Genomic DNA, 24,518 nt, shown 5'->3' with positions numbered 1-24,518 from the left:
GAGGAATCATCATGAAAATCTTTATGTCGATCAGTGTTGTTTTATGTATGGTCTTCTTGTTCGGCACCTGCGCCGACGGATCCGCTCCGGCAGCCCCCGGCGAATCCATGGCCGCCGCGGAAACCGCCGCAATCCCGGCTGAAGCACCGCCATCCGCAACGCCGCCTGCGACACACATGCAGAAAATCTCCGACATGTCGGAAGCATGGAGCGATCTCTACAATCAGAACGAAGCCGTCGTCAACGCCTATGAGGGGATGCCCATCATGGGTCTGGTGACGGCGCCGACGACCTTTATCGCCACCGTACAATTCGACATCATGAACCCGGACAACCGGGACGGCCGTTTCGAGGGCAAGATGATGCTGGCCGGCTACCAGGGATTTGTCGAAAAATCAGGCGACATGATCACCTTCGGCTGGGACGACAAGCTCGCGAAGGACGGCTTCGGACCCGGGGCCAAGGCCGGAGACCGCATGGTCGGGAACGGTCGACTGGAGCTCGTTAAGGAATATTATGTCAGCGAAACCTTCACGGAGCGGGCCGGGAAAAAGATCGCCCGCACCTACCACGAATTCAAGCGCCTCAGCGACGGCAGCATGATCTGTCTGGCCCAGACCGGGCAGGCTTTCAACATGCGGGGCGACGCGGAGAATCGGGACGAGATCATCTTCATCCATAACGGCCCCGGCCGCCTGGACTTCGTCATCGCCAAGGCCGCATCCGGCCCCGCGTTCCAGAGCATCTCTTTCGCTGAAAAGGGAGATCTGACCAAGGCCCAGGCCCTCAATCTGTTCAAGGCCGCCGGCTACACCATCGACAAATCCGGAGGCATTCAGGACGGCAGCCTGATCGTCAACAAATAAGGCGGGCGCGGATCGGCCGCGCCTCGGCCGGCTGGTCAGAACCGAAAGAGGCGGGTCGACTTGAAAACCAGCCTCCGGGCTCCCGGATGGAACAGGCAACCCAAGTTCGACTCAAGAGGCCAAAGTCGCCACGACATTTGCAGACGCTCTTTCATCCCCAGCACCATTATCCAGTGCAGAGGAAGAGCAAGATAAGACATCAATACAATGAATAAGAGTGAATCAATTATGCGGGCAGAACTATCGAACTTGGGCTAAAGGCGCCTGTCGAAGAAGTCTTTGGCCGCTTCGAGCACCCGGAGCCAGCTCGCATAGCGCAGGAAGCCGTGGACCTCGTCGGGCAGGGCGAGAATCTCGACGGCGACGCCCTTGTCCCGCTTCTTGTGCCATATTCGCCTCCAAGCCCTGCATCTCCTTCGACAAGCTCAACGTCCTGCAGGGGTTCAAGAAGAGAATCGGGGGGACAGGCTGCGGGAGAAGTTGGGAAAGAACATTTAGAAAATATCATCCTTGGAATGCAATTTCATTGCGAACAAGACGACTAAAATAACAAATTGTGTTGAGGAGTATTGAGAATAGGTTTCAAGATCCGGTGAAATTTTTTCCGAGTGTTTATAAATAGGGGGAATCTATGGACTTCAGAATATTTAAAGTCAAACAACATGTTTTGAAAAGTTTGGATGATTTGGAAACACCCAGCAGGTTTAGCCTTAAAGAGCTTTCAAGAATTGCAAATCTTAGCTACGCTTACTTCAGCACCTTATTCAAGAAGCAGGCGGGGATCTCTTTAATCAAGTTCATCAAACAGAAAAAAATGGAAAAAGCTGAATTGTTCCTCAAGAATTCAGATGCCCAGGTTAAGGAGATTTCCTATTTACTTGGATATAGAAGCATTTGGAATTTTTTTCATGATTTTCGAAAAACAACGGGTATGACTCCTACTCGATGCCGGCAAAAAAATCAACAATCAAATCAATAAAATTGCCAACTCAGATTGCTTGCTTCTTTAGATAATCTTCATTATGTTGTCACACAAAGAGGTCAAGGAGGTGAAAAATGAAAGACAAGATTCACAGGTGGGTGGGCATTCTAATAGCAATAGCGATGTTGTTGATCGTAACATTTACTCCAGCGTATGCAGAAGAAGGCGGAGCCGGTGCTGATTGTAAAAAAGGCTTAGTGAAGTGCCTTTTTGCATATACAATCACTTTAGGCCTCCCCATGGCGATTACGCTTTGCTCACACGGCTATGCTTGGTGTTTACAGTTCATGCAATAGGAGAAAAGATGAAAAGATTGTTTTTTAATAAACATCATGTTCGTGCTTCCATTGTCTTATCGGTAATGATATTGTTTGTTGCCGTAATTCCTACCCATACAGGTGAAGTGACATCAGAAAAATGCGTTGAAGCATATCATAAATGTTTGCGCTTCTATTGGTGGGCGGGACCTTATGCCTTTCCCTATTGCGGAAACGGATTGGCCTTTTGTTTGCTTTTTCTTTAGTGAAAAAAAACTATCGTTAAATAAACCTTTTCGGAGATGCGTTGTTTTATGCGGTTATCAACAGGACATTGTTGATCGCCGGTTATTAAGGAAGTCCAATGGATAAATCGAAGATATGGATTTTATTGATTCTCATTGGGATCATGGCACAACCCGGTTTATGTCAGAATCCCTTCAAATCCATCCGGATAGAAGAAGTTCTTTCTATCGGATCCCTGGATGATGACTTGATTTTCTTTTTGACGTCTGTTGCTGTTGATGACAAAGGATTCATCTACCTGTTGGATTCGTTGGACTATTCAATCAAGAAATTTGACAAACAGGGTTCGTTGGTGAGTCAAGCCGGGGGAAAAGGTCAAGGGCCCGGTGAATTCCAATTTCCCGTCATAGTCAAGTTTGCCGATAACAAACTATATGTTGTCGACCAGAATCGTTCCGGAATCCAAGTCTTTGACAATAACCTGCTTTATCAAGGCCATATTTCTTATCCTGGTCCGATATTCGACTTGGAGGTCACAAGAGATAACCGGATTTTTATTTTATCTCCTTCTATCGGCGAGTCCCCTCCCATTCTTCAGATAAACAATCCCGAATCATCAATTTCAAGTTCCTTTGAGAAAAACAAGGAAGAATTTTTTAAACTCTTTGGAAAATTTGTATTGGACAGCCAAGGCAATATGTATTTTATGTCTTCTTTTGAAGATCATGTCGGCAAGTACGATAAGGATAGAAGATTGATATGGAAAAAGATGTTGTTGGGAGGAAAAAGATCAAAGTATAAGTATTCCGAGGTGAGTAAACACAACATCCCGACAGAAATGATTTATAAGGATATTGCATTGGATAAATATGGAAACTTATTCGTTTTAGGAGGAAATGCCTCTGAAAACCCTAATCGGGATGTTTATGTGCTTGATAATAAAGGCAATTATTTAACCACTTTCATCCTTCAGGAACCAAGTCATTTTCTAACAATCGATCACGAAAACTTTCTTTATGTCAAAGAGGCCGAGGGCACGGCCTTGAAAAAATATTTTTTGGAATATGTTAAAAAATAAGATTCTTTGGATTGCGGTCTTATTACTCTTAATAGAGAACTCCGCGGTTTCGCAGATCATTTCCGGACCGAGCGATCATATTGATGGTCAAGAATACATTTTTCCCCATGTGAGTGAAAAAATAGTTTTAGTGATTATTCATGAAAACATGATGTCTTGCCCCTTGTGTCAGGCCCATCTTGACGAATTTCTCGATAGGCTGTATTCGGCAGGGCTTGAAACATCCTCAATCTGTGTATTTGTTCCGAGCAACCCCGACAGATCTCCGAAAATCCTCGCAAGAAGGATCAGGGGATTCGCCATGGGGAATAACATTCGATTCCCGGTTATCATAGCCGGGGATGAATTCATTTCGGAAAATGCCTTCAAGGATACGGATGTTATCTTCATCAACCTGAAGAAAAAAGTGTTATTGAAATACAGGATGCCGTTATCTTTGGATCAATGGAAAGAATTATTTTCAGATTAGGGATTTCCCGGTGACGGCCTCCCGGGAGGTTACTGTTGTGTTGGCCGTTCTCAGTATGGCCAGTTTTATCTATCATGTTCTTAAGTGGATATCCCGAAAACAGAAAATCGGAGTGGTGATCTGCATTTGGTCGGCGAGGCTTGATCCCAGAATACCCGGCAACAGAGTCTATTTGGTTTTTCTTTTCCTCATGATTGTTGTCAGTATCTACTTTGCTGTGTTCCCCGCCGACGAGGTTGCAGATTATCGCATGCTCGCCTTCCTTCTCCTCATTCTGAGTTTTGCGCCGAGATGGAATGCCGCAGTGGGGTCGTCAGCAATGATTCTCAGGTCTAAAATCATTCGAAATGAGGAGGTCATCGATAGAAAAATCGACATAAGAGGCAAAACGAAGATTCTTACGGTTCAATGGTCCACACCAGGCAACAACTCGGTTGTCAAAGAGATATCCGTACCGGTTCCTTTCCGAACATTGTCATTCTAATTCCATCGAGAACAATCTGGGAGAGCATTCTCGACACCTGCATCCGGGTCAAGCCCCGGAAGGACCTTCCCTCCTCGCCGGGGCGCGGGCGCCCGTGACTCGCTCGGGTTTGTATCAATCCGGCTGAAGGCGCCTGTCGAAGAAGTCTTTGGCCGCTTCGAGCACCCGGAGCCAGCTCGCATAGCGCAGGAAGCCGTGGACTTCGTCGGGCAGGGCTAATACCTCCACAACAACACCCTTGTCCCTCAGTTTTTCGGCCAGGTCCGTCGTCTGCTGGAACAGCACGTTGCGGTCGTCGTCGCCGTGGACGAAAAGAACGGGGCCCGTCCACCGGCTGAGATCAGAAACGGGAGAGGATCGGTAAGCCAGAGCCAGATCCTCTTCCCGAAGACCCCACCCGGCGCCCGGTGAAAAGAGCCGGGCCCGCTCCGCCCAGTCGTGGACGCCGTGAAGATCGACACCCGCCTTGAAGATTTCAGGGTTCCGGGCCAGGCCCATGGCCGTGAGGTAGCCGCCATAAGACCCGCCCCACAGGCCGATTCTCTCCGGGTCGACCTCGGGCATGGACTGTAGATATTTCGCCGCGGCGACGACGTCCTGGTATTCGCTCGCCCCGCGAGGCCCCTGGTTTTCGGCCCTGCGGAAATCCCGTCCGTAGCCGACTCCGGCCCGGAAATTGACGGACAGGACCGCGTATCCCCGGGCGGCCAGGAACTGGTTAAAGGCATAGCAATGGATGTAGTAGTCGCTGTAATGAAAGCCCAGGAGCATCTGCCGGACGGGACCTCCGTGCATGTAGACGACACCCGGCTTGGGGTCCGGCGTCCGGCGGTCGACGAAAAGCTGGGCATGAACGGTCGTTCCGTCGTGAGCCTTCAGGATGACCTGTTCGGGCTCGACAAACCATTCGGATGAAAACCCGGGCATCTCCAAGGGCGAAATGACATCGAACGCCGCCTTCTCCTTGTCGAACCGGACCAGGCTTTTCGACATGTTGAAGGTGCTGCGGAAGAACAGAAGCTTGTCGCCGGCAAGGTCGGGATACATCTCAATCCCGTTGCCGAATGTGACCTGAATCGGACCGCCGCGTTCGACATCCGTCCGCCAGATATGCCGCCGGTCGATATCGCCGTGGTTCCAGCTGAAATAAACGGTCTTTTCGGCGGCGTCGAGAACGTGACTTTCCACCTCACCCTCCCCGGGCGTGAGGTCCCTGAGGTCGGAGCCGTCGGGATTCATGGAATAGATGTGCATCCAGCCTTCGTGCTCGGAATAAAACAGAATCCGGCCGGTCATCGTCCAGACAAGAGGCGAAGCGGGCGAGGTCTGGGCGAAGCCCCCGTCATCCGACGGTGAAGTCCAGACGGCGACACCCTCGCCTGTCGCAGCGTCAACGACCCGGATGGAGAACGGCACGCCCGAAGTCAGATCGGAAAGCTCCCCGAAACGAAGACCCGGCCGGCGGATGAAGGCGATGCGCCGTCCGTCGGGAGCCCAGACGGGATTCATGTCGTGCCCCGTGTCCGGGGCAATCCAGCGGATCGCAACACTTTCCAGGTTATAGACGCCGACATAACTGTGATCGCCGCGGGAGCTCGTGAAAAGAACCTCCTTCCCGTCGGGGGAAAATGTTGGACCCACGTTCCGGCCCCTGGCGCTGAAGAGCGGCCGGGCTTCGGCGCCGGGAGCGACTTCGGCCTCGAAGATCTGTCCGCCGCGCGAAAACAGGATTTTCCGGCCCTCCGGGAAAAACACCGGGGAACTTCCCGCCGCCACGCGGAACGGTTCCGATCGGCCGGACGAATCGACCGCCCAGATCGCCTGCTCCACGCCTTCGGGGAGACTTGCGGGGTTGGGATTTTCGCCCTGCCGGTTGGGAGATCCGCCGCGGACATAAACCAACCGTGAACCGTCCGGCGAAAAGGTCAAGCCGGAAAGTTCCTGACCGTCGTCATCCGCATAGCGCGTCAGGGGGAAGACCCGGCCCTGAGCGTCGCGTTGATGGATGTTCCGCAGACCGCGCTCATTGAGAATCCAGGCGATCCGCGCTCCGTCGGCCGAAACCGCAAGCCCCGATGCGACGGGATGGCTCAAAAACGTATCCAAATCCATGTCCGGAGCCGCGGCCGGAGCCGATACGATGGGCGGCACGGCGCTGCAGAGAAGAATTCCCAAAATTAAGCCGAAAAGACGTTTCATATCGCACCTCTCCTTCTTAAGTCGAATGATCTCTTCGACTCGGTCCGTTCATGGGCCGGAATCCGGACGGTCGTTTTTCAGGTTGTTTCGCTTGGTATCTTTTCCGACTTAAAGCCGTAGCTGATGGCGCCGTAAGTGCAGGCGTCGGAGCATTTCAGGCAGCGGATGCAGTCGGGGCTGTTCGGCGTCTCGTAAAACTTGACATTGACCGGGCAGGTTTTCCGGCATAGGTCGCAGCGCGTGCACTTCTCCTCGTCGACCTCCATGCGGAAAAAGCTGGCCCTGTTGAAAAGCCCGAAGATCGCGCCGAGAGGGCACACGGTGCGGCAGAACGGCCGCTGGCTGAAAACCATCCAGACCAGGAACAGGCCGAGCAGGACCATCTTCCAAGTGAACATGAATCCGACCAGGCCGCGGAGATCGGCGTTCAACAGAACGAGCGGGATGCCGCCCTCGAGAGTCCCGGCCGGACAAACCCACTTGCAGAACCAAGTCTCACCGAAACCGAACTCGTCAACGATGAGAAGCGGCAGAAGGACAACCATCCCGGCCAGAAAGACATATCGGAAATAATTCATAAATTTGGGAATGCCGATCTTGGGCGAAGGGATTTTATGGACAAGCTCCTGGAAAAGGCCGAAGGGACAGAGCCAGCCGCAGGGCATCCGGCCGACCAGGCTTCCGACAAGACCGAGAAAACCGAGAACGTAAAGCCCGAACTGGAACTCGGCCAGACTGATCTTGAAACGCAGCGAGGCCATGAACGTCTGGATCGCTCCGATCGGGCAGGCGCCGACGGCCGCCGGGCAGGAATAGCAGTTGAGGCCGGGAACGCAGATCCCCTTGATGTTGCCCTGAAAGATTCTTCCTTTGAACAATCCCGGAAGATAGATGTTGAAACCCAGGGCGGCAAGAACCTGAACCCGTCGCCGTGTCACTTGCATATGGGAGAGCTTGCCCATGGCCCGTCATCCGATCCCGATGCAATCCAGGCAGACAATGACCGCCTTTTCCAGAACCGAACGGTATTCCCCCATCAAGAGGCCCACGATCATGAGAGCGAGGGAGACGCCCAGAACAATCCAAGGAAGGCGGCGCTTCTTCATTTGATTTTCCCGGATCCCGGGGAAACCAGGGCCGAAACCGCCGCTTCGAGTTCCGCGGCATGCTCATCCTTGAAGCCGACGTGGACATGGACGATCGTTCCGGATGCATCGATGATATATACGACGGGGATTTCCTGGACGTCGTAGGCCGCGGCGATCTCCTTGGCCGTCCCCAAGACACCCGAAGGAAGCCCGGCGGCCGGCGGATCGGCCAGCATGGGGTATGAGAACTTCATTCGCTCGAAAAATGGTTTGGCGATTCTCGATCCCTTGACATCGAGCGAGATTCCGAAAAGCTTGAGCCCTCCTTCGGTCTCACCCAAAGACGGTTTGTAGGTGTCATGAAGTTTCTGCAGGGTCGGCATGGCCCTGCGGCAGGGCACGCACCAAGTGGCCCAGAAATCCATCAGAACGGCCGCAGGGTGAAAAACGTCCTCCTCCTCGATGACGGTCAGCCGGCCGTCCTGAACAGTGACTGTCACCGGCCTGCCGTCAAGCGCTTTGAGGGAAAACGGCAAGAGGCGGTCTCCCTTGGTCAGAACGGCCTCGGCGGGCAGGGAGACAAGAAGAAGCAGGACGGAAAAAACCGCCGCGGTTCGATGGACAATCATTTTCCACTCTCCTTTTCTCCCAACGGGATCCGTGCAACTCTGCCGGGTATTTTACCAGAAATCGTCAGGAAAAACCCAAGCCCGGCGCCCCTTGTCGATTCGCGGCCGATCGGGTGTCTTAAAGCCGCAAGGCCTTGAGGGCGGCGAGGGACAAGGCATTCCAAACCGGAGCAAACGGCGGCGTGTAGGCGGCATCCAGCCAGGCCAGGTCACGCACGGTCATTCCGGCCGTGACGGCGGCGGCCGCGGCGTCGATGATGATGACGGCATTGTCCGGAGAAACGACCGCGGCGCCGAGAAGGCGCCCGCTTCCCTTTTCGCAGACGATCTCGATCTCGACCGTCCCGGCGCCGGGGTAGTATCCGGGTTTGTCCCGAGCCGCGGACGAAACCGTAAAGGCTTCGAGCCCGGCGGCCGCGGCCTCTTCGGCATCCACTCCCGTCCTGGCCAGCGAGAGCCCGAAAAATTTAAAAACCTGGGTGCCGATGATTCCGGGATATTCCACGCTTCCCCCGGCCATATTGATTCCCGCGACACGGCCCGCCTTGTTGGCCGTCGATCCGAGCGGCATCCAAACGGGATGATCCAGAATTCTGTGGCGCACGGCGGCGCAATCGCCCGCCGCATAAACATCGGCCGCCGATGTCCGGCAGAAAGGGTCCGTGAGCAGAGCGCCGTTTTCGAGCGCCTTGATCTTTCCCCCGCAGAACTCCACGGCCGGCCGCACGCCGACCACGGAAAAGATCACGTCCGCTTCGAAATCGTCTTTGTCCGAGCGAAGCACAAACCCCTCCCCGCGCCGCGCGGTTTCGGCGATTTTCATGCCGCCGGCGAACCGCACGCCGCGGGTCCGCATTTCCCGCAGAACGGCCTCGCGGACAAGGGACGGCCACGTTGCGATCGGGGTCTCGAGAATGTCGATCATCACGACGTTCATGTCTCGGGCACGCAGGGCCTCGGCGAGTTCCAGACCGATATTCCCGGCGCCGACGACGGCGGCTGTCCGCGGCCTTTTCCCGTTCATAAAGTCCAGGATCCGGCCCAGATCATCCATATCATGAAGATTGAAAACACCTTCGGCCGCATAGTCGAGAAAGGGCAGCCGCCTCGGCGTCGCTCCTGTTGCAATCAGCAGGCGGCCGTATGTTTCCCTCGTCACTTCGCCGGTTTCGAGGTTTTTCACCTCCACATCTCGCGCCTCGGGATCGATGCCGACGGCCTCCCGCAGGATCTCCACTTTGATCCCTCTTTCTTTTTCCATCGTCTCCGGGGTGTAGTGGATGAGTTTTTCGGCCTCGACCACATCGCCGGAAATGACATAGGGGATGCCGCAGGCGCCGTAGGAGATGGTCCGGCCTTTGTTGATGACCTTGAGTCCGGCCTGCGGCCGCTTGCGACGGATCTGCACGGCGGCCGAAAGCCCGGCCGCGTCGGCGCCGATGATCAGGAAATCGTTCATGTCCCGCCATCCTTCAAAATGTGAAGAAATTCCGCCAACACCATGGCCGTTGCACCCCATATCTTGTCGCCCTTGAAGGCGAAATGGGGAACCGTCATCTCAAGCCCGCCGACATTCCACATCTCCCGGCACCGGCTTTCGGGAGCCAGAAGCAAGTCCAGCGGAACTTCAAGGATTTCCGCGACTTCGAGCGGGGCCAAACGAAAATCCGGCCGGATGTCGGCCGTCCCGACAACCGGGTAGACACAATAGTTGCTCGGCGGAATGTAGAGAGGCGTCAATTCGCCGAGGATGCGGACGTCGCCGGGGCGGACACCAACCTCTTCCTCGGCCTCCCGGAGGGCGGTTTCGACGACGGTTTCTCCCGGCTCCCGGTGGCCGCCGGGAAAGGAAATCTGCCGGGGGTGATGCAGAACTTTTTCCGTACGCCGGGTGAAAAGCAAATGGGGGCGCCCCTCGAGAGGATAAACAAGAAGAAGAATGGCCGCCTTGAGGCTGATATCCTCGACTTCCTCATAAGTCTGATGGCCGGGCCGGGGTTCGGGAAGCATGTCGAGCTGAGCCTGGAGCCCCGGCTTGGGGCGGCCGAGTCCGGCTTCAAGCCGGCCGACAAAAAACGGCATGTCTTGACCATCACGCTTCAACACTATGCCTCCGTTTCGTTATCCTTAATCCTGTTGATGAAATTCATGCTCCGAAAGACGTCTGTCGGCAAAGCCGCTTTCTCCCGGAGAAACCGGCAAGAGAGTCAGTACCGGTCGGCCGATCCGAGCACATCCTTGTTCTTCTGCTTGTACATCTCGATCAGGGCCGCCCGGGCCGGTTTCAGATATTGCCTGGGATCGAAATCGCCCGGGCGGTCGGCGAAGTGCTTGCGGATGGCCGCCGTCATGACCAGACGCCCGTCGGAGTCGATGTTGATCTTGCAGACGGCGGACGAAGCGGCCCGCCTGAGCTGATCTTCGGGAATTCCGATCGCGTCCTTGAGGGCCCCGCCGTGAGCGTTGATGGTCGCCACCGCCTCCTGCGGCACGGAGGACGATCCGTGGAGAACAATGGTGAATCCGGGGATTTTCTTTTCGATGGCCTCGAGGATGTCGAACCTCAGGGGCGGCGGGACGAGAACGCCGCGCTCATCGCGCGTGCACTGTTCTGGTTTGAACTTGGTCGCCCCATGGGATGTGCCGATCGAGATCGCCAGGGAATCGACCCCGGTGCGCTCGACGAAGTCGAAGACTTCTTCGGGTTTCGTATAGTGAGACGTCTCCGAGGAGACATGCTCCTCGATTCCGGCCAGCACGCCGAGTTCTCCTTCAACGGTGACATCGTGTTCGCGGGCGTATTCGACAACCCGCCGTGTTAGAGCGATATTCTCCTCGTAAGGCAAATGGGAACCGTCGATCATGACCGAGGAAAACCCGGTCTCAACGCATGATACGCAGATTTCGTAGGAGTCACCGTGGTCGAGGTGAAGAGCAATGGGGATTTCTCCCGTGACCCCGAGCTTTTTCTCCAGCTCACGGGCCATGCGGACACCGCCTTCGGCCATGTAGCGCAAAAGAGTCTGGTCGGCATAGGACCGGGCGCCTTTCGAAACCTGGAGAATGACGGGCGATCGCGTCTCGACACAGGCCGTCAGGATGGCCTGAAGCTGCTCCATGTTGTTGAAGTTGTAGGCCGGGACGGCGTAACGCCCCTTAAAAGCGCGTTCGAACATCTCCCGGGTGTTGACGAGACCGAGGTCGCTGAAAATGGATGCCATATTGCTCCTCCCTCATATGGATTATTTCGCTGTTTGTTTATCATACCTTGGACTGATGAGTTTGACAACCTCACCCATCTCCCCTATTAATATGATATGGATGCTATGATGACAAATCGAGATTGGGAGGCCCGGTGACCGACTCATTGACCCGCCGACGATTTCTGAGAAACGCCGCGGGTGTGCCTGCCCTCCTGATGACCTTGAAGGAGAGCGCCATCTATCCCTCATACCTGAAGCTTCACGCCGACGGAACTTTGGCCCGCCGGGCCGAGGAGCTCCGCGCCCACTATTCCGAATGCTCGCTGTGTCCGCGCGACTGCCGGGTCGACAGAACCAAGGGAGAAATCGGCAAATGCCGGGCCTCGGCCAAGGTCAGAGTATCGAGCGCTTTCCCCCATTTCGGCGAGGAACCGCCCCTGGTCGGGACCAAGGGATCGGGCACGATCTTCCTGTCCCACTGCGGCCTCCGCTGCGTTTACTGCCAGAATCACACGATCAGCATCGACGGCCAAGGCCAGGACATTTCAGTGGCGACTCTGTCCGATGCCATGCTCGGCGTTCAACGGCACGGATGCCACAATGTCAACCTGGTGACACCGACACACTTCCTTCCGAGCATCGTCTCCGCGCTGACCGATGCCGTCCCCCGCGGCCTCAAAATCCCGATTGTCTACAACACGGGCGGATATGAAAAGGCCGACATCCTGCGGCTGCTCGACGGTATTGTGGACATCTATCTTCCGGATTTCAAATACTGGAATCCTGAAACGGCCGCTCGGTTGAGCGCCCGGGCCTACAATTATCCCCACTATGCCCGGGACGCCTTCCGCGAAATCCACCGCCAGGTCGGCGTTCTGCAGACGGACGCCCGCGGCGTCGCCGTCCGCGGGCTCATGGTCCGCCACCTCGTCCTGCCGAACGACGCCTCCGGCACACGCGACGTCTTCCGTTTCATCGCCCGCGAACTGTCCCCCGACCATTACGTCAACGTCATGCGGCAATACCGCCCCGAACACCGAGCCAATGAGTTTCCCGAGATCTCCCGGCGCCTGACAAGCAAAGAGTTCAGCCAGGCCTTGGTTTGGGCCCGCGAAGCCGGACTCACCCGCATCTCCCGCTGAACTGCGGCCGTAATTTAAGAGCGGCGGATCGGGTGAAACCCATGAATCCACCCCGACAGCCAGGCCACGCCCAGCATGACCAGGATGGAGGCGAACCCGACGGCATAGGGGATGCCCAGCCCGAAACTGGCAATCAGGATCGGCGAAGACGCGGTGATGAATCCCCCGCCCAAGAAGGGTTCGTAGATGATCTGCTTGAAGCCGAAGGACTCGGCCGCCGGCGTTTTGAAATTGGGATCGGCAACCCGGAGAAGCAGCAACCCCATGGCCGTCACTCCCGTCTGCATGCCGTATTCCGTGATGGCCCGTTCGAACCAGGCGTCGGGCAGCATGCGCGGGGCGATGAACAGCGTACAGAAAAGAAGCCAGGCGATTCCGACGGCCATGAGAATGAGAAACGGCCAGATGTAGGCCAGAAAGACATCAAGCTTGATGGCGGCGATCGCGGCGACGACCAGGAGATCCAGCGCCGTCCCCAGGATGCGATCGAAGGTCTTGCGGTCGAAATAACGGGCCACTCCCGTTTTGGACGCCGCGATCTGGATCAACAGGCCTCCGATCATGGCCAGCGGAAAGAGAGGGAAACTCCGGAACAAATCGGGTTCCATATCGGCACTCAGGCTCTTGATGCCCTGCAGGATATACCAGCCGATGAGGATGGCGACACCCACGAAGGCCCCATGAAAGGCGAAAGGCTCCAGGGCATCCGGCGAAACCGTCATCAGGCTTCCGGGCTGTCTTCGACCCTCGGGAATCAACCCCCGAATGCTGTCGGCCGGCATTTTATCGGGAGATTCGATGACCGTGGTATAGCCCTTCCGGACGGCGTAATTGATGAGGATCATGCCTACGACGACCGCGACGAAAATGCCGACCGTGGCCGACATCAGTCCGAGGTCGGATCCGGCCGGAAATCCGAGTTGCGTGAACGCCTCTTGCATCCCGGCGGCGGTGCCGTGGCCTCCGGAAAACCCGATCTCGAGGAGACAGCCGAAAACCGCAGGCACACCGAAGAGCGGCGTGAGCAGAACAACCGTGATCCCCAGACCCACCATGTACTGCCCCATCCCCGCGACCCACCCGTAACAGAGCTGAGGCCCGCCTTCGCGCCAGATCGTCCGCAGCGAAGGGATGTCGACACCCAGAAAGAGGCAGGCGAAGACGACGCTGATGAGAACGGCCGGGAGCGAACTCCACGTGGCGAGAGTTTCCGGAGGAATGATCTCAACCCCGGTCGAGCCGAGGATATAAGGACCCAAAGCCAGACCGATGAAGCCGGCGATGATCGAGGCCGGAAGAAAGATCTTCTGAAACAGGATAACCTTGGACCGGATGAGCTTGCCGGCGAGAAGAAGAAGGGACAGCCAGCCGAGGTCGATCATGAACTTGGTCAGCACATCGGCGGAAAGGCTCATGCCTGAGACTATAAACCCCGGGATATTTCAAGTCAAGATAGGCTTGTCCTTGTGGCCAAGCGTTGGTATATTACCAATTCCAGGAGGCATGATGTCCATTCACAGCAACATTCCGGTTTTTCTCATCCCGGCTCTCGTCCTGAGCCTGGTCCTTTTTCCGGCCGCCGCCGTGACGGCCGAAGGTGTCAAAAAACCGCTTTCCTACGACGCCTACGATTCCTGGCGATCCATCCAAGGAACCCGGATCTCGAGCGACGGCGTCTGGACCGCATATGCGCTTGCGCCCCAGGACGGCGACGGAGACCTTGTCGTTCGCAACCTGCGAACCGGACAGGAGTATCGCCATGCCCGCGGACGGCAGCCCATCATCACCGCGGACGGCCGATTCGTCGTTTTCGCCGTGGCGCCGCTCAAAGCCGATGTCGACAAGGCTCGAAAAGAAAAGAAGAAACCCGAGGACCAGCCCAAGAGCGGTCTCGGCATCCTCAACCTCGAGACCGGCGATGTCGTCGTCATCGAGCGGGTCAAGAGTTTCAAAGTCCCGGAAGACGCCGGGTCGCATTTCGCCTATCTCCTTGAACCTCCTCTCAAAAAGCCGGAGGACAAGCCCGAGTCCACCAAAGCGGAACCGGAGAAAAAAGCCGAGCCGACGACGGAAGCCGGGACTGCGAAACACGGTGAACCCGCAGCAACTGAACAGAAACCCGGCGAAAAGAAAGAGGAAAAGAAAAAAGACCCCGGCACGGAACTCGTCATCCGTGAGCTTTCGACCGGCACGGAACAGACTGTCTCGGATGTCGTCGACTACACCTGGGATAAGAGCGGCGGTGTCCTGGCTTACGGGACATCATCCAAGACTCCGGACAACGACGGAGCTTTCCTTTGGCGGGCATCCGACGGAAAAACCCTGTCCCTCATGACGGGTCTCGGCCATTACAAAGGATTCACCTTCGACGAGAAGGGCGCGCGTCTTGCTTTTCTCAGCGATCGGGATGATTATCAGGCCAAAACATCCGCCTGGAAGCTCTATCTCTGGACAGCCCCCTCCGAAAAGGCGGCGGAAATCATCCCCGGAACGGCCAAGGGTTTTCCGGCCGGGATGTCCGTCGGTGAACACGGTTCTCTCGAATTCTCCAGGGATTCGGCCCGGTTGTTTTTCGGCCTCGTCCCGGCGCCCCAACCCGAACCTGAGGACGCTCCCGACCCCATCAAGGTGGACATCTGGCACTGGCGGGATCCCTGGCTCCAGCCCATGCAGAAGGCCCGGGCCGAGGACGAAAAAAAGCGAAGCTTCCGCTCCGTTTTTCACATCCGGGACGGCCGGATGGTCCGGCTGGCAACGCCGGACATGCCCGACATCGTTCTCTCCGATGACGGCGCCAAAGCTCTCGGCGTCTCCGATCTTCCCTACCGCAGACTTATCTCCTGGGACACGCAGTACGCCGACTATTATCTCGTCAACATCGCCGACGGATCGCGCCGGAAAATCCTCGAGGCCGGCTCCTCCTCCGTTTCTTTCTCCCCAGCCGGAAACCATCTCATTTGGTACGAGAGGGACGACCGTAACTGGTATTCTTACCGCATCACGGACGGCCGCAAATCCAATCTGACGGCCGGCCTGGACGTCCGCTTCGAAAACGAACTCCACGATTCGCCGAGCGAACCCTACCCTTACGGCATCGCCGGCTGGACCGAAGGCGACCGGACCGTTCTAATTAACGACAGATACGATATCTGGGAGATCCGGCCGGACGGGTCAGGCGCACGGATGATCACCCGCGGGCAGGGCCGCGCCGAGGGCATCGTCTTCCGGTATTTTCGGCTCGACCGCGAAGAAAAGACCATTCCCGCGAAAACCCCCATCCTGATTTCGGCATCCGAGGAGGCCGTGAGAAAATCGGGCTATTACCGGACGACCCTCTCCTCCTCTGCAGCGCCCGAAAAAGTCGTCATGCTCGACAAGCTCTTCGGAGGACTTCAAAAAGCGAAAGCCGCGGATATCTACCTCTTCACCCTGCAACGCTTCGAGGAATTTCCCGACCTCTGGACGAGCGGGCCGTCCTTTGCCGACATGAAAAAAATCAGCGACGCCAATCCCCAGCAGGCGGATTATTTCTGGGGCAAGGCCGAACTCATCGAATACGTCAACGCCGACGGCAGGATCCTGCAGGCCGTTCTCATCAAACCCGACGATTTCGACCCGGCCAAAAAATATCCTCTGATGGTCTACATCTACGAACGGCTCTCCCAGGGCCTTCACCGCTATTACCCGCCCTCGCCGGGAACAAGCATCAATTTCTCGCGCTACGTTTCGAACGGCTATGTCCTCCTTATGCCCGACATCGTCTATGACATCGGATACCCGGGACGAAGCGCCCTCAAGTGCGTCGTTCCGGCGGCCAATAAAATCCTGGAGGAGGGCTATATCGATCCGGCCCGCGTCGGCATCCAGGGTCACAGTTGGGGCGGCTATCAAATTTCCTACCTCATCACCCAGACCGACATGTTCGCGGCCGTCCAGGCCGGCGCCTCGGTCGTCAACATGACGAGCGCCTACGGCGGCATCCGCTGGGGATCGGGGATGTCGAGGGCCTTTCAGTATGAAAAGACCCAGAGCCGGATCGGAGCGCCGCTCTGGACACGGACTCTTCAGTATCTTGAAAACTCGCCCCTCTTCTGGGCCGACCGCGTCAACACGCCTTATCTGACCATTCACAACGACGAGGACGACGCCGTTCCGTGGTATCAGGGCATCGAATTCGTCACCGCCCTCCGGCGTCTGGACCGGGAAGCCTACATGTTCAATTACAACGGCGAAAAACACGGGCTTCGGGAACGCGAAAACCAGAAACACTGGACCGTCCACCAGGATGAGTTTTTCGACCACTTCCTTTTGGGGACGCCCCGGCCGGAATGGATGGAAAACGGCGTCCCCTATCTCGAGCGCGGCAAGAGGGACATCAACGCATTGTTCAAAAAGGCCGAGGATAAGAAAGACTGAGGACGAAAGACGGCAGGAGATAAGATATGAAAGACAAACAACACCGGTCGAAACGGGACGGGACGAGCATGCGGGCCGGCTTGTTCCTTCGCGCCGCATTCCTGAGTTACCTGAGCGCGACGATTCTTCTGATCCTTCCCGTTGCGGGGTCAGCCGGCGCCGCAACCGATGCGGCCGGTTCCGATGCACTTTTCCAGGCCTTTTCCTGGAGAGCCGTCGGCCCGGCCCGCCAGGGCGGCCGCATCCTTCATATCGAGGCTCTTCCCGAACGGCCGTTCACGTTCTATATCGCGCCGTCCACGGGAGGCCTCTGGAAGACGGAAAACAACGGCACAACCTTCACCTCACTTCTTCCCGAAGAGAGCAACGTCCCCATCGGACACTTCGCCCTGGCTCCCTCGAATCCCGAGATCATCTGGGTCGGGACGGGAGACCCGGCCTCGGGCCGGCTCCCTCTGCGGGGCTTCGGCATCTATCAATCGACCGACGGCGGAAAATCCTGGACACACCGGGGACTCGAAGCCACCCGCCATATCGGCCGCATCGCCGTTGATCCGCGCGATCCCGATATCGTTTATGTCGCCGCGGTCGGCTATCATTTCTCTTTCAATCCCGAACGCGGACTCTACAAAACGGTGGACGGCGGACTGACCTGGGAGAAGGTCTTCGACGCCGGAGACAAAGTCGGCGTCGTCGACGTTCTCCTCAATCCCTCGAATCCCGACATCGTGTTTCTCGCCGCCTACGACAAACAGCGCATCCCCTGGAATTTCCAGGACGGCGGACCGGACGGCGGCATCTTCAAGTCGACGGATGCCGGAAAAACCTGGCGGAAAATCGAGGCCGGACTTCCCGGAGGCGGCCTGGCCCGGATCGGACTTGCCGTCTATCCGAAAAATCCCGACATCATGGTCGCCTCCATCGACAACGTCAACATGCGCCCGCCGACCGCGGTCGAGGCCGAACGCGACCGGAGGCTGGGCGGAGAACCCCGGGAACGACCCATCGGCGGCGAGGTCTACCGGTCTGAGGACGGCGGGGAGACCTGGACCAAAATGAGCCGCGACGGGGAAAGCGTCGGCGGGGGCAAGTGGTACGGCCAGATCTATCTCGACCCGAACGACGACCAGGTCGTCTACGTGCCGAGCGTGCCGCTTCTCCGCTCTCTCGACGGCGGCCGGACCTGGGGCGAAAAAGGCCCGGAGAACCTGGCCGATAACGTCCATGTCGACCATCACGCCATCTGGATCAATCCGAAAGATTCGCGCCACATCCTGCTCGGAAACGACGGCGGCCTGGCCGCCTCCTACGATTTCGGCGCGACCTGGGACGTTTACGAAAACCTGCCTCTCGCCCAGTACTACGCCATCGGTGTCGACATGGAGGAACCCTACAACATTTACGGCGGAACCCAGGACAACGGCTCAATCAAATTTCCGTGCAACGGACCGACCGGATTTATCACCCGCGACGATTGGGTTTCGGTCGGCGGCGGAGACGGCATGTTCAATCAGGTCGATCCCGAGGACAGCCGATGGCTTTACAACGCTTCGCAACTCGGGGCCATGCAGCGCGTCGACCAGAAAACCGGAACACGGAAGTTCCTCCGGCCGGCCCGGCCGAAGGGTGAACCTCCCTATCGCTTCAACTGGACGGCGCCCATCCACATCTCCTCTCATAACCCCCGCATCATTTATCTCGGCGCCCAGGTCCTTCTTCGCTCTCTCGATCGCGGAGACGACTGGCGGGAGGCAAGTCCCGACCTCACGACGAACGACCCGGAAAAGATCAAGGGCAACATCGAATTCTGCACCCTGACTTCGATTTCCGAGTCGCCCCTGACGCCCGGCCTCATCTGGTGCGGAACGGACGACGGCAAGGTTCAGGTCACGCGGGACGGCGGCGCCTCGTGGACCGACGCGACGGCAGCCATCGATGCGGCCGGAGCACCGGCCGATTTCTATGTCACCCGCGTTGCGGCATCGCCTCATCAGGAGGGGCGCGCCTTTATCACGAAATCCGGATGGCACCGGGACGACTATCGACCCTTCGTCCTCCGCACCGACGACTTCGGCGCAACCTGGACCGATCTTTCGGCCGGACTTCCCGAGGGCACGGTTTACGTCGTCGGCGAGGACCGGAAAAATCCCGATCTTCTCTTTGCCGGAACGGAATTCGGCGTTTACGCGACTCTCGACGGGGGACGGACCTGGTCGGCCATGGGAACCGGTCTTCCGGCGAACGCCATGGTCCAGGACATGCTCATCCATCCCCGGGAGAACGATCTCATCGCCGCAACACACGGCCGCGGCGCCTTCATCGTTAACATCTCGCCTCTCCAGGAAATCCGCGCCGACTTCGCTTCGGAAAGCGTCCACCTGTTCGAAATCCGTCCGGCCCTCCGCTGGTCATGGCAGAGAAGCATGTTCGACGTCTTCGGCGGGCACAGACATTATACGGTGCCGAACGAGCCCATCGGGCTGACCGTCCACTACCACCTGAAGAGCCGGACGGCCCGGCCGCCGAAAATCACGATCGCCGACGCCTGCGGAGCGCCTCTGGCCGTTTTCGAGGGCAAGACGGAACCGGGACTTCACGCCTTCTTCTGGGATTTGACTTATGCTCCGCCCGCCGAAGGAAAAACGGCGGCCCGGAAAACGGCCGAACCGGGCGACTACCTTGTCGTCCTTGAAGTCGACGGCCTCAAGCTCACACAAAAGGCCATCGTCAGGCCCATGCCTGAAAGGAGATGATTCAGAGAACCGGATCGTTCAGGGTTTGGATCGAAATCGGTAGCCGACGCCGTGGACGGTGAGGATGTGGCGAGGCAAGGCGGGGTCGGGCTCGATCTTTCGCCTCAGCCGGGCGATATGCTGGTCGAGCGTGCGGGTCGTTCCTTCGTAAGTCATGCCCCACACGGATTCCAGCAGGTCGAAACGTTCCACGACTTCGCCGTCGCGGTCCAGAAGATACCGGAGGAGCTTGAGCTCCAGACCGGTCAGGGTGAAGGGCGTCTTTCCTCTTCGCCCTTCGTAGGTCCGGGGATCCACATGCACATCCCCGAAGGAAATGGGGTTCATCCTTGGGATCTCCGGACCGGCCCGGCCGCGCCGCAGAAGGGCCCTGACGCGAGCCAGAAGTTCGGCCACGCCGAAGGGCTTGACGACATAGTCGTCGGCGCCGAGCTCGAGCCCCACCACCTTGTCCACCTCCTGCCCCTTGGCCGTCAGCATGAGGATGGGGGTTCGGGCATCCCGGGACCGGATCTCGCGGCAGACATCGTAGCCGCTCTTTTCCGGGATCATGATATCGAGGAGCACAAGGCTCGGCCGGGACGCGGCGAAAAGCCGCAGGGCCTGTTTTCCGTCTCGAGCCTGTTCGGTTTCGTAGCCTTCGCCCTGCAGCAAATCCGCAAGTCCGGTCAGGATTGCGGCGTCGTCCTCAACAATCAGAATCTTTTCCTTTCTCACGGCGCCTCCGCCTGCGGCAATCGGATTTCGAACCGGCTGCCGCCGCCGGAACGGGGCTCATAAACGATGTCGCCGCCCTGGTCGCGCATCAGGCGCCGGGCGATGGCCAGCCCCAATCCCGTGCCCCGGGTCCGGGCCGTCAGCGAATCGTCCGCCCGGAAGAACTCCTTGAAGATCTGTCCGGCATGCCCGGGGGACACGCCGATGCCGCGGTCAAGGACACGGATCAAAACGTCTCCGGCATCGGATTCGACCTCGATCTCGATCTCCCGTGCCTCGCCCGAGTAATTCTCCGCATTGGACAGAAGGTTGATCACCGCCTGCTTGAGAGCCTCTTCGTCCGCCCGAATGAAGACGGGATCGTCCGGCACGCGGAGAGAGAGTCGGAATCCGCCGTGCTCCAGCCGCGGCCGCTGGCTTTCGGCGATCTCCTGCAGGACCCGGCCGGCGTTCAAGTGCCTGGGAGAATAGGTTTTGTTCCCTTTGTCCATTCGCGAGAAATCGAGAACGTTGTTGATGAGCCGGGTCAGGCGGTCGGTCTCCGAGACCATGAGGCCGAGATACCGGTCTTTCTTGGCCGGATCGTTCTGACGGCCTTCCTTGAGCATCTCGGCAAACATCCGGATGGAGGTCAGCGGAGTTTTAAGTTCGTGGGAGACATTGGCGACAAACGTCGTTTTGTTCCGGGCCGTCTCCATCTCACGGCGAAGCGTTTTGAGGACCAGCGTTCCTCCCGCCAGGATGGAAACGACAAACGCCAGGACGAGGACCCAGAGGACGAAGGCCCGGAAGTCGGCCCGCGAGCGGATCAGGCCCGGATCGGTGAGATAAGCCGCCGCTTCCCACCGTGGCAGGACCTCGCTGATTTCGCGCGAAATAAAAGGTCTCCGCCAATCCCGGGTTTCGTCCTCGGCGGGCATAAAGAGCGGCCGGCCGGACTCGTCCAGAACAGTCAGGATGCGGGTTGTTGTGTAGGCCTCGGGAAGCAGGCCCATCAACCGCGATTTGAGATGACCGGAATCGACGACACAGCCGAGAACCGCCCCGCCGGCAACCTTCTTCCAGAAGAAAAGGGCCAGGTCTTCGCCGAGAAAACGCGGAATCAGCCCGGATTCGCGTCCCTCGATGATCCGGCTGAACGTCATGGGTTCGGAGATAAAGAGGGATTCGGCTTCGGGAACAACGACCCGGCTCATGGGTTCGCGCCCGCGCTGTCGAGCCTGGTCATAGATCTTACGGCGGATGTCCTCGCTGGACTCGAATTCCTTCAAGGCCGTCTGCCGGGCGGCGAAATCGGGAGGCGGCGCCATAGAGATTTTTTCCGGCTCGGAGGCGGCGACGGATGCCTCGGGCTGAATTTCGGCTTCCGCACGGTCTTTCGGCTTCGTTTTTTCAGCGATTGAAGCCTGAGTTCCAAAAAGGGATTTCGGGGCCGGCGACGCCGCAATCCGGATACTGTCCTGTAAATCGGCCAATCCGGCGATCTCCCGGCTGTAGACCTCGACAATGTTCTGATAAACCGGGATTTCCACCCGATCCATCACAAAGTCCCGGTTGAACTTGAGAAAGGCGATCTCATCTTCCGTCGCCGCGGCTGTCGGACGGGGCCAGAGGATTTCGAAATCCGGAGAAAGAAAAAAGGGCGTCCGGACGAGAGGGTTCTCTTTTCTCCACTCGGAAGAAACCGCTCCCGGATCTGCGGAGTCGGCATCGGGCGCCGAACGCTCGATCTCGTCGCGCATCCGATCGAGTTCCGCATTCATCAGGCCCGTGACATGAACAAGCTCGGCGGCAAGAGTCCGTTCGATCTGTTTTTCAATGTAGGCTTCCTCTCGGTTGATGGATCGGACGGCGATGACCGCCAGAAGCGCCGCAGGCAGAACGACGGCGGCAAGGAACAGCAGATGGAGCCGGGAACCGAGCCGTCCCGATCTTTTTCTGAAACGGTCGATGCGCATCATCGTTCAATTCACATCGTCTTGACGGATCCTATTATTATTATACATCCTGTTTTCCTGCAATCTTTTCAACAATCCCCCGTCATCGACCGCGCAACGACCGGCGCCGGCCCTCCGCCGGCGCCGGTCGCTTTGATCCGCGATGCGATCACCGCATCCTTTCCGGAGTGCGGATGACGGGCATCCTGTTCTCCGGAAATCCGGCCAGGTGAATGACCGCCTCGCGGTAAACGAGGGCTTTCACCATGGCCGTTCCGCCGGCGCTTTCGAGTTCATAGCCCAGGTCGAGGGCGGGTTTACGGGAATAGCCCAGGCCGGAGAATGACTTCAGGAATTCGGCCGCAGCCTCGCGACTCAAATCCCCCCGGACCTTTTCGTGAAGAGAGGACAGCGCCGAGGATTTGAGGATTTTCGGCCACTGCTTTTTGAAGAGATGGGTGTTGGCGAAGATGTCCGCGCCGATGACCCGGCCGCCGAGACCGATGACCACGCCGACCGTGTCTTCGTTCAGTTTCAGACCGTCTTTGATTTTATTCTCGATCTCCCCGATGGCGGCCTTGTTTTCTTCCTTGTCGAAGGCGGCCTGGTAAGCGCTTGTTCCCGATGCCACCCCCAGGGTGCGATTCTGAGCCTGGACTTCATCCCAGATTTGGCTTTGCGCCGCCGGTGCCCGCTCGGCCGCCTTGGCTCTCAGTCTGTAAGTGCCGAGATTTTCCTTGGATCCAAAGGTCGCGGACCGGACTTCCCATCGACCCTGTTCGACGCAATAGACGGGCACGAGCAAGTTTCGGGTTCCGGGCGCCAGCAGAACATCCTGGGCCAGAATCCTGTCCTGTTTGCCTCCGGTCAGGATCTCTCCGGCCATGAGAAACAGGGTGTTTCGTGACAGATTGGAGATTTTGACCTGGGGGACGCGGCCGCCGTCGACTTCGGTGATCTCGAGCGTCCCGGACTTCAGGGCGTCTTCGAGGGTGACATAGGATGTTCGATCCACCGTCCGCCGGGCGTAAACGGGAACGATGGTCAGGTTCCCATGGGAGACGGGCCGGCCCACCTCGAGCACCCGGACAAGGGCGTCGACCGGATCGGACGCATGCTGCGACAACGCCGCCCCGCCGCTCCGGATCGTCAACAGAAGAGCCGCCGCCGAAACCATCGCCAGGATTGAAATCCGTTTTCTCATGATAACCTCCTTCAGTGCCTTCGGTCTTTCCACAACAACAATACGCCGGCGGGCGGGGCCCCGTGTCATCAGGAGGTCAAATGTTTGTAAAATAAATGTGACGGATACCGGCAGGTCGTCAACGCAGCGATGTGAGCAGGTTTCGCACCTGATCAGCCTCCGGCGCAGTGGGGGCGAGAGTCAAGAATTTTTCCAGATGAACAATGGCCAAATCCTTGTTTCCGGCTTTATTGTAGGCAAGTCCCAGCTGGTAGTGGGCATAGGCGTGATCGGGCTTGAGCTCAAGACATTTTTTGAAAGCATTGATCGAAAGCTCAAGTTGATTTTGATAACCCAGGGCCGTGCCTTTGAGGTAGTAGAGTTCGGAGTCAAGGGGATCAATGGAAAGAGCCTGATCGAGACGGTTCAGAGCCGATGCGTAATCCTTGTGTTGAATATCAATCATCGCTTTTCCCGAATAGGCCGGAGTGAAACGGGAATCGATCTCAAGACAGGCGTCGAAATCTCTGGATGCCGGGCTCCACTCCTTGAGCTCGACAAGCGAACGCCCCCTGTAATTCAGGGCCTGGAGGTGCCGCGGCTGGGCGGAAATCACCCGGTCGAATATCTCTTTCGCCCGGCCGAATTGTCCCGCCCGATATTGTTCGACGCCTTGAAGAAAAAGATCCTCCGTACTGCTCGACACCGTTGCAGGCGGCGGGGAGGTCTTGCTCCCATACGATATTGACGAACAGGCAGCTCCCCAAGATATCACCCCGGCCGCGGCCAGGATCCATCCCAAGCGACGCGTTGATTGATTCATTTTCGACCTCTTGCTCATTGAGAAATACTCCAAGGTTATTCTATAT

At 57.6% G+C, this 24,518-nt stretch carries 21 protein-coding genes; 9 read left to right on the top strand and 12 right to left on the bottom strand.

Annotated elements, in window-relative coordinates; genetic code table 11:
• The first annotated feature begins 11 nt into the window (after positions 1 to 11).
• The 6 genes from SCM96_05095 (at position 12) to SCM96_05070 (ending at position 4,382) form a co-directional block, all read left to right on the top strand.
• Positions 12 to 866 carry a hypothetical protein gene (locus SCM96_05095; GenBank protein MDW7760000.1) on the top strand — a complete coding sequence of 285 codons (855 nt, stop codon included), beginning with the start codon at positions 12 to 14 and terminating at the stop codon, positions 864 to 866.
• A gap of 631 nt (positions 867 to 1,497) precedes the next feature.
• The gene (locus tag SCM96_05090; protein MDW7759999.1) at positions 1,498 to 1,845 is read left to right on the top strand and encodes an AraC family transcriptional regulator; all 348 of its coding nucleotides are present in this window, start codon (positions 1,498 to 1,500) and stop codon (positions 1,843 to 1,845) included.
• A 77-nt stretch (positions 1,846 to 1,922) separates the two neighbouring features.
• Complete coding sequence (locus SCM96_05085; GenBank protein ID MDW7759998.1) at positions 1,923 to 2,144, top strand: hypothetical protein; 222 nt, start codon at positions 1,923 to 1,925, stop codon at positions 2,142 to 2,144.
• A 325-nt stretch (positions 2,145 to 2,469) separates the two neighbouring features.
• A complete protein-coding gene (locus tag SCM96_05080) occupies positions 2,470 to 3,429 on the top strand; it encodes a hypothetical protein (protein MDW7759997.1) in 960 nt (319 codons plus the stop codon).
• A gap of 109 nt (positions 3,430 to 3,538) precedes the next feature.
• The gene (locus SCM96_05075) at positions 3,539 to 3,898 is read left to right on the top strand and encodes a hypothetical protein (protein ID MDW7759996.1); all 360 of its coding nucleotides are present in this window, start codon (positions 3,539 to 3,541) and stop codon (positions 3,896 to 3,898) included.
• 10 nt (positions 3,899 to 3,908) lie between these two features.
• On the top strand, positions 3,909 to 4,382 hold the full coding sequence (locus SCM96_05070; protein ID MDW7759995.1) for a hypothetical protein: 474 nt from the start codon (positions 3,909 to 3,911) through the stop codon (positions 4,380 to 4,382).
• 114 nt (positions 4,383 to 4,496) lie between these two features.
• Here SCM96_05070 and SCM96_05065 read toward each other — a convergent pair whose 3' ends face one another.
• The 7 genes from SCM96_05065 to SCM96_05035 form a co-directional block, all read right to left on the bottom strand.
• Positions 4,497 to 6,581: a prolyl oligopeptidase family serine peptidase gene (locus tag SCM96_05065; GenBank protein MDW7759994.1), complete on the bottom strand. Its 2,085-nt coding sequence runs from the start codon at positions 6,579 to 6,581 to the stop codon at positions 4,497 to 4,499.
• Between the two features lie 77 nt (positions 6,582 to 6,658).
• Entirely contained in the window at positions 6,659 to 7,543 is an 885-nt protein-coding gene (locus SCM96_05060) for a 4Fe-4S binding protein (protein ID MDW7759993.1), read from the bottom strand.
• A 6-nt stretch (positions 7,544 to 7,549) separates the two neighbouring features.
• Entirely contained in the window at positions 7,550 to 7,687 is a 138-nt protein-coding gene (locus SCM96_05055) for a CD1871A family CXXC motif-containing protein (GenBank protein MDW7759992.1), read from the bottom strand.
• On the bottom strand, positions 7,684 to 8,298 hold the full coding sequence (locus SCM96_05050; GenBank protein MDW7759991.1) for a TlpA disulfide reductase family protein: 615 nt from the start codon (positions 8,296 to 8,298) through the stop codon (positions 7,684 to 7,686). The genes SCM96_05055 and SCM96_05050 overlap by 4 nt, the downstream gene beginning before the upstream one ends.
• A gap of 118 nt (positions 8,299 to 8,416) precedes the next feature.
• Positions 8,417 to 9,757, bottom strand: coding sequence for an FAD-dependent oxidoreductase (locus tag SCM96_05045; GenBank protein MDW7759990.1), 1,341 nt, complete (start codon positions 9,755 to 9,757; stop codon positions 8,417 to 8,419).
• Positions 9,754 to 10,404 (bottom strand): CoA pyrophosphatase, encoded by a 651-nt coding sequence (locus SCM96_05040; GenBank protein MDW7759989.1) that lies wholly within the window; start codon positions 10,402 to 10,404, stop codon positions 9,754 to 9,756. The genes SCM96_05045 and SCM96_05040 overlap by 4 nt, the downstream gene beginning before the upstream one ends.
• A 101-nt stretch (positions 10,405 to 10,505) precedes the next feature.
• Positions 10,506 to 11,519 (bottom strand): class II fructose-bisphosphate aldolase, encoded by a 1,014-nt coding sequence (locus SCM96_05035; protein MDW7759988.1) that lies wholly within the window; start codon positions 11,517 to 11,519, stop codon positions 10,506 to 10,508.
• 134 nt (positions 11,520 to 11,653) lie between these two features.
• On the opposite strand from SCM96_05035, the gene SCM96_05030 reads away from it, so the two are divergent.
• A complete protein-coding gene (locus tag SCM96_05030) occupies positions 11,654 to 12,643 on the top strand; it encodes a radical SAM protein (GenBank protein MDW7759987.1) in 990 nt (329 codons plus the stop codon).
• 14 nt (positions 12,644 to 12,657) lie between these two features.
• On the opposite strand, the gene SCM96_05025 is transcribed toward SCM96_05030, so the two are convergent.
• Positions 12,658 to 14,058: a sodium:glutamate symporter gene (locus tag SCM96_05025; GenBank protein ID MDW7759986.1), complete on the bottom strand. Its 1,401-nt coding sequence runs from the start codon at positions 14,056 to 14,058 to the stop codon at positions 12,658 to 12,660.
• 88 nt (positions 14,059 to 14,146) lie between these two features.
• On the opposite strand from SCM96_05025, the gene SCM96_05020 reads away from it, so the two are divergent.
• Positions 14,147 to 17,059: a prolyl oligopeptidase family serine peptidase gene (locus tag SCM96_05020; protein MDW7759985.1), complete on the top strand. Its 2,913-nt coding sequence runs from the start codon at positions 14,147 to 14,149 to the stop codon at positions 17,057 to 17,059.
• 26 nt (positions 17,060 to 17,085) lie between these two features.
• On the top strand, positions 17,086 to 19,812 hold the full coding sequence (locus SCM96_05015) for a hypothetical protein (GenBank protein ID MDW7759984.1): 2,727 nt from the start codon (positions 17,086 to 17,088) through the stop codon (positions 19,810 to 19,812).
• An 18-nt stretch (positions 19,813 to 19,830) separates the two neighbouring features.
• Here SCM96_05015 and SCM96_05010 read toward each other — a convergent pair whose 3' ends face one another.
• The 4 genes from SCM96_05010 to SCM96_04995 all read right to left on the bottom strand — a co-directional run bounded on the left by SCM96_05010 (position 19,831) and on the right by SCM96_04995 (position 24,472).
• Positions 19,831 to 20,529, bottom strand: coding sequence for a response regulator transcription factor (locus tag SCM96_05010; GenBank protein MDW7759983.1), 699 nt, complete (start codon positions 20,527 to 20,529; stop codon positions 19,831 to 19,833).
• The gene (locus tag SCM96_05005; protein MDW7759982.1) at positions 20,526 to 22,490 is read right to left on the bottom strand and encodes a HAMP domain-containing sensor histidine kinase; all 1,965 of its coding nucleotides are present in this window, start codon (positions 22,488 to 22,490) and stop codon (positions 20,526 to 20,528) included. The genes SCM96_05010 and SCM96_05005 overlap by 4 nt, the downstream gene beginning before the upstream one ends.
• 145 nt (positions 22,491 to 22,635) lie before the next feature.
• A complete protein-coding gene (locus SCM96_05000) occupies positions 22,636 to 23,670 on the bottom strand; it encodes a DUF6569 family protein (GenBank protein MDW7759981.1) in 1,035 nt (344 codons plus the stop codon).
• 118 nt (positions 23,671 to 23,788) lie between these two features.
• Complete coding sequence (locus SCM96_04995) at positions 23,789 to 24,472, bottom strand: tetratricopeptide repeat protein (GenBank protein MDW7759980.1); 684 nt, start codon at positions 24,470 to 24,472, stop codon at positions 23,789 to 23,791.
• Positions 24,473 to 24,518 lie beyond the last annotated feature (46 nt).

Source organism: Acidobacteriota bacterium (genome assembly GCA_033549365.1).
In the GTDB taxonomy this organism is placed as follows: Bacteria; Acidobacteriota; Aminicenantia; order Aminicenantales; family Saccharicenantaceae; genus JAWSUF01.
This window is presented reverse-complemented; position numbering and strand designations above follow the sequence as displayed.

Coding starts and splice junctions, on each gene's coding strand:
- SCM96_05065 (MDW7759994.1), bottom strand. CDS start 6,581: ATGAAACGTCTTTTCGGCTTAATTTTGGGAATTCTTCTCTGCAGCGCC.
- SCM96_05025 (MDW7759986.1), bottom strand. CDS start 14,058: ATGAGCCTTTCCGCCGATGTGCTGACCAAGTTCATGATCGACCTCGGC.
- SCM96_05005 (MDW7759982.1), bottom strand. CDS start 22,490: ATGATGCGCATCGACCGTTTCAGAAAAAGATCGGGACGGCTCGGTTCC.
- SCM96_05055 (MDW7759992.1), bottom strand. CDS start 7,687: ATGAAGAAGCGCCGCCTTCCTTGGATTGTTCTGGGCGTCTCCCTCGCT.
- SCM96_05060 (MDW7759993.1), bottom strand. CDS start 7,543: ATGGGCAAGCTCTCCCATATGCAAGTGACACGGCGACGGGTTCAGGTT.
- SCM96_05090 (MDW7759999.1), top strand. CDS start 1,498: ATGGACTTCAGAATATTTAAAGTCAAACAACATGTTTTGAAAAGTTTG.
- SCM96_05035 (MDW7759988.1), bottom strand. CDS start 11,519: ATGGCATCCATTTTCAGCGACCTCGGTCTCGTCAACACCCGGGAGATG.
- SCM96_05095 (MDW7760000.1), top strand. CDS start 12: ATGAAAATCTTTATGTCGATCAGTGTTGTTTTATGTATGGTCTTCTTG.
- SCM96_05045 (MDW7759990.1), bottom strand. CDS start 9,757: ATGAACGATTTCCTGATCATCGGCGCCGACGCGGCCGGGCTTTCGGCC.
- SCM96_05050 (MDW7759991.1), bottom strand. CDS start 8,298: ATGATTGTCCATCGAACCGCGGCGGTTTTTTCCGTCCTGCTTCTTCTT.
- SCM96_04995 (MDW7759980.1), bottom strand. CDS start 24,472: ATGAATCAATCAACGCGTCGCTTGGGATGGATCCTGGCCGCGGCCGGG.
- SCM96_05015 (MDW7759984.1), top strand. CDS start 17,086: ATGAAAGACAAACAACACCGGTCGAAACGGGACGGGACGAGCATGCGG.
- SCM96_05085 (MDW7759998.1), top strand. CDS start 1,923: ATGAAAGACAAGATTCACAGGTGGGTGGGCATTCTAATAGCAATAGCG.
- SCM96_05020 (MDW7759985.1), top strand. CDS start 14,147: ATGATGTCCATTCACAGCAACATTCCGGTTTTTCTCATCCCGGCTCTC.
- SCM96_05000 (MDW7759981.1), bottom strand. CDS start 23,670: ATGAGAAAACGGATTTCAATCCTGGCGATGGTTTCGGCGGCGGCTCTT.
- SCM96_05080 (MDW7759997.1), top strand. CDS start 2,470: ATGGATAAATCGAAGATATGGATTTTATTGATTCTCATTGGGATCATG.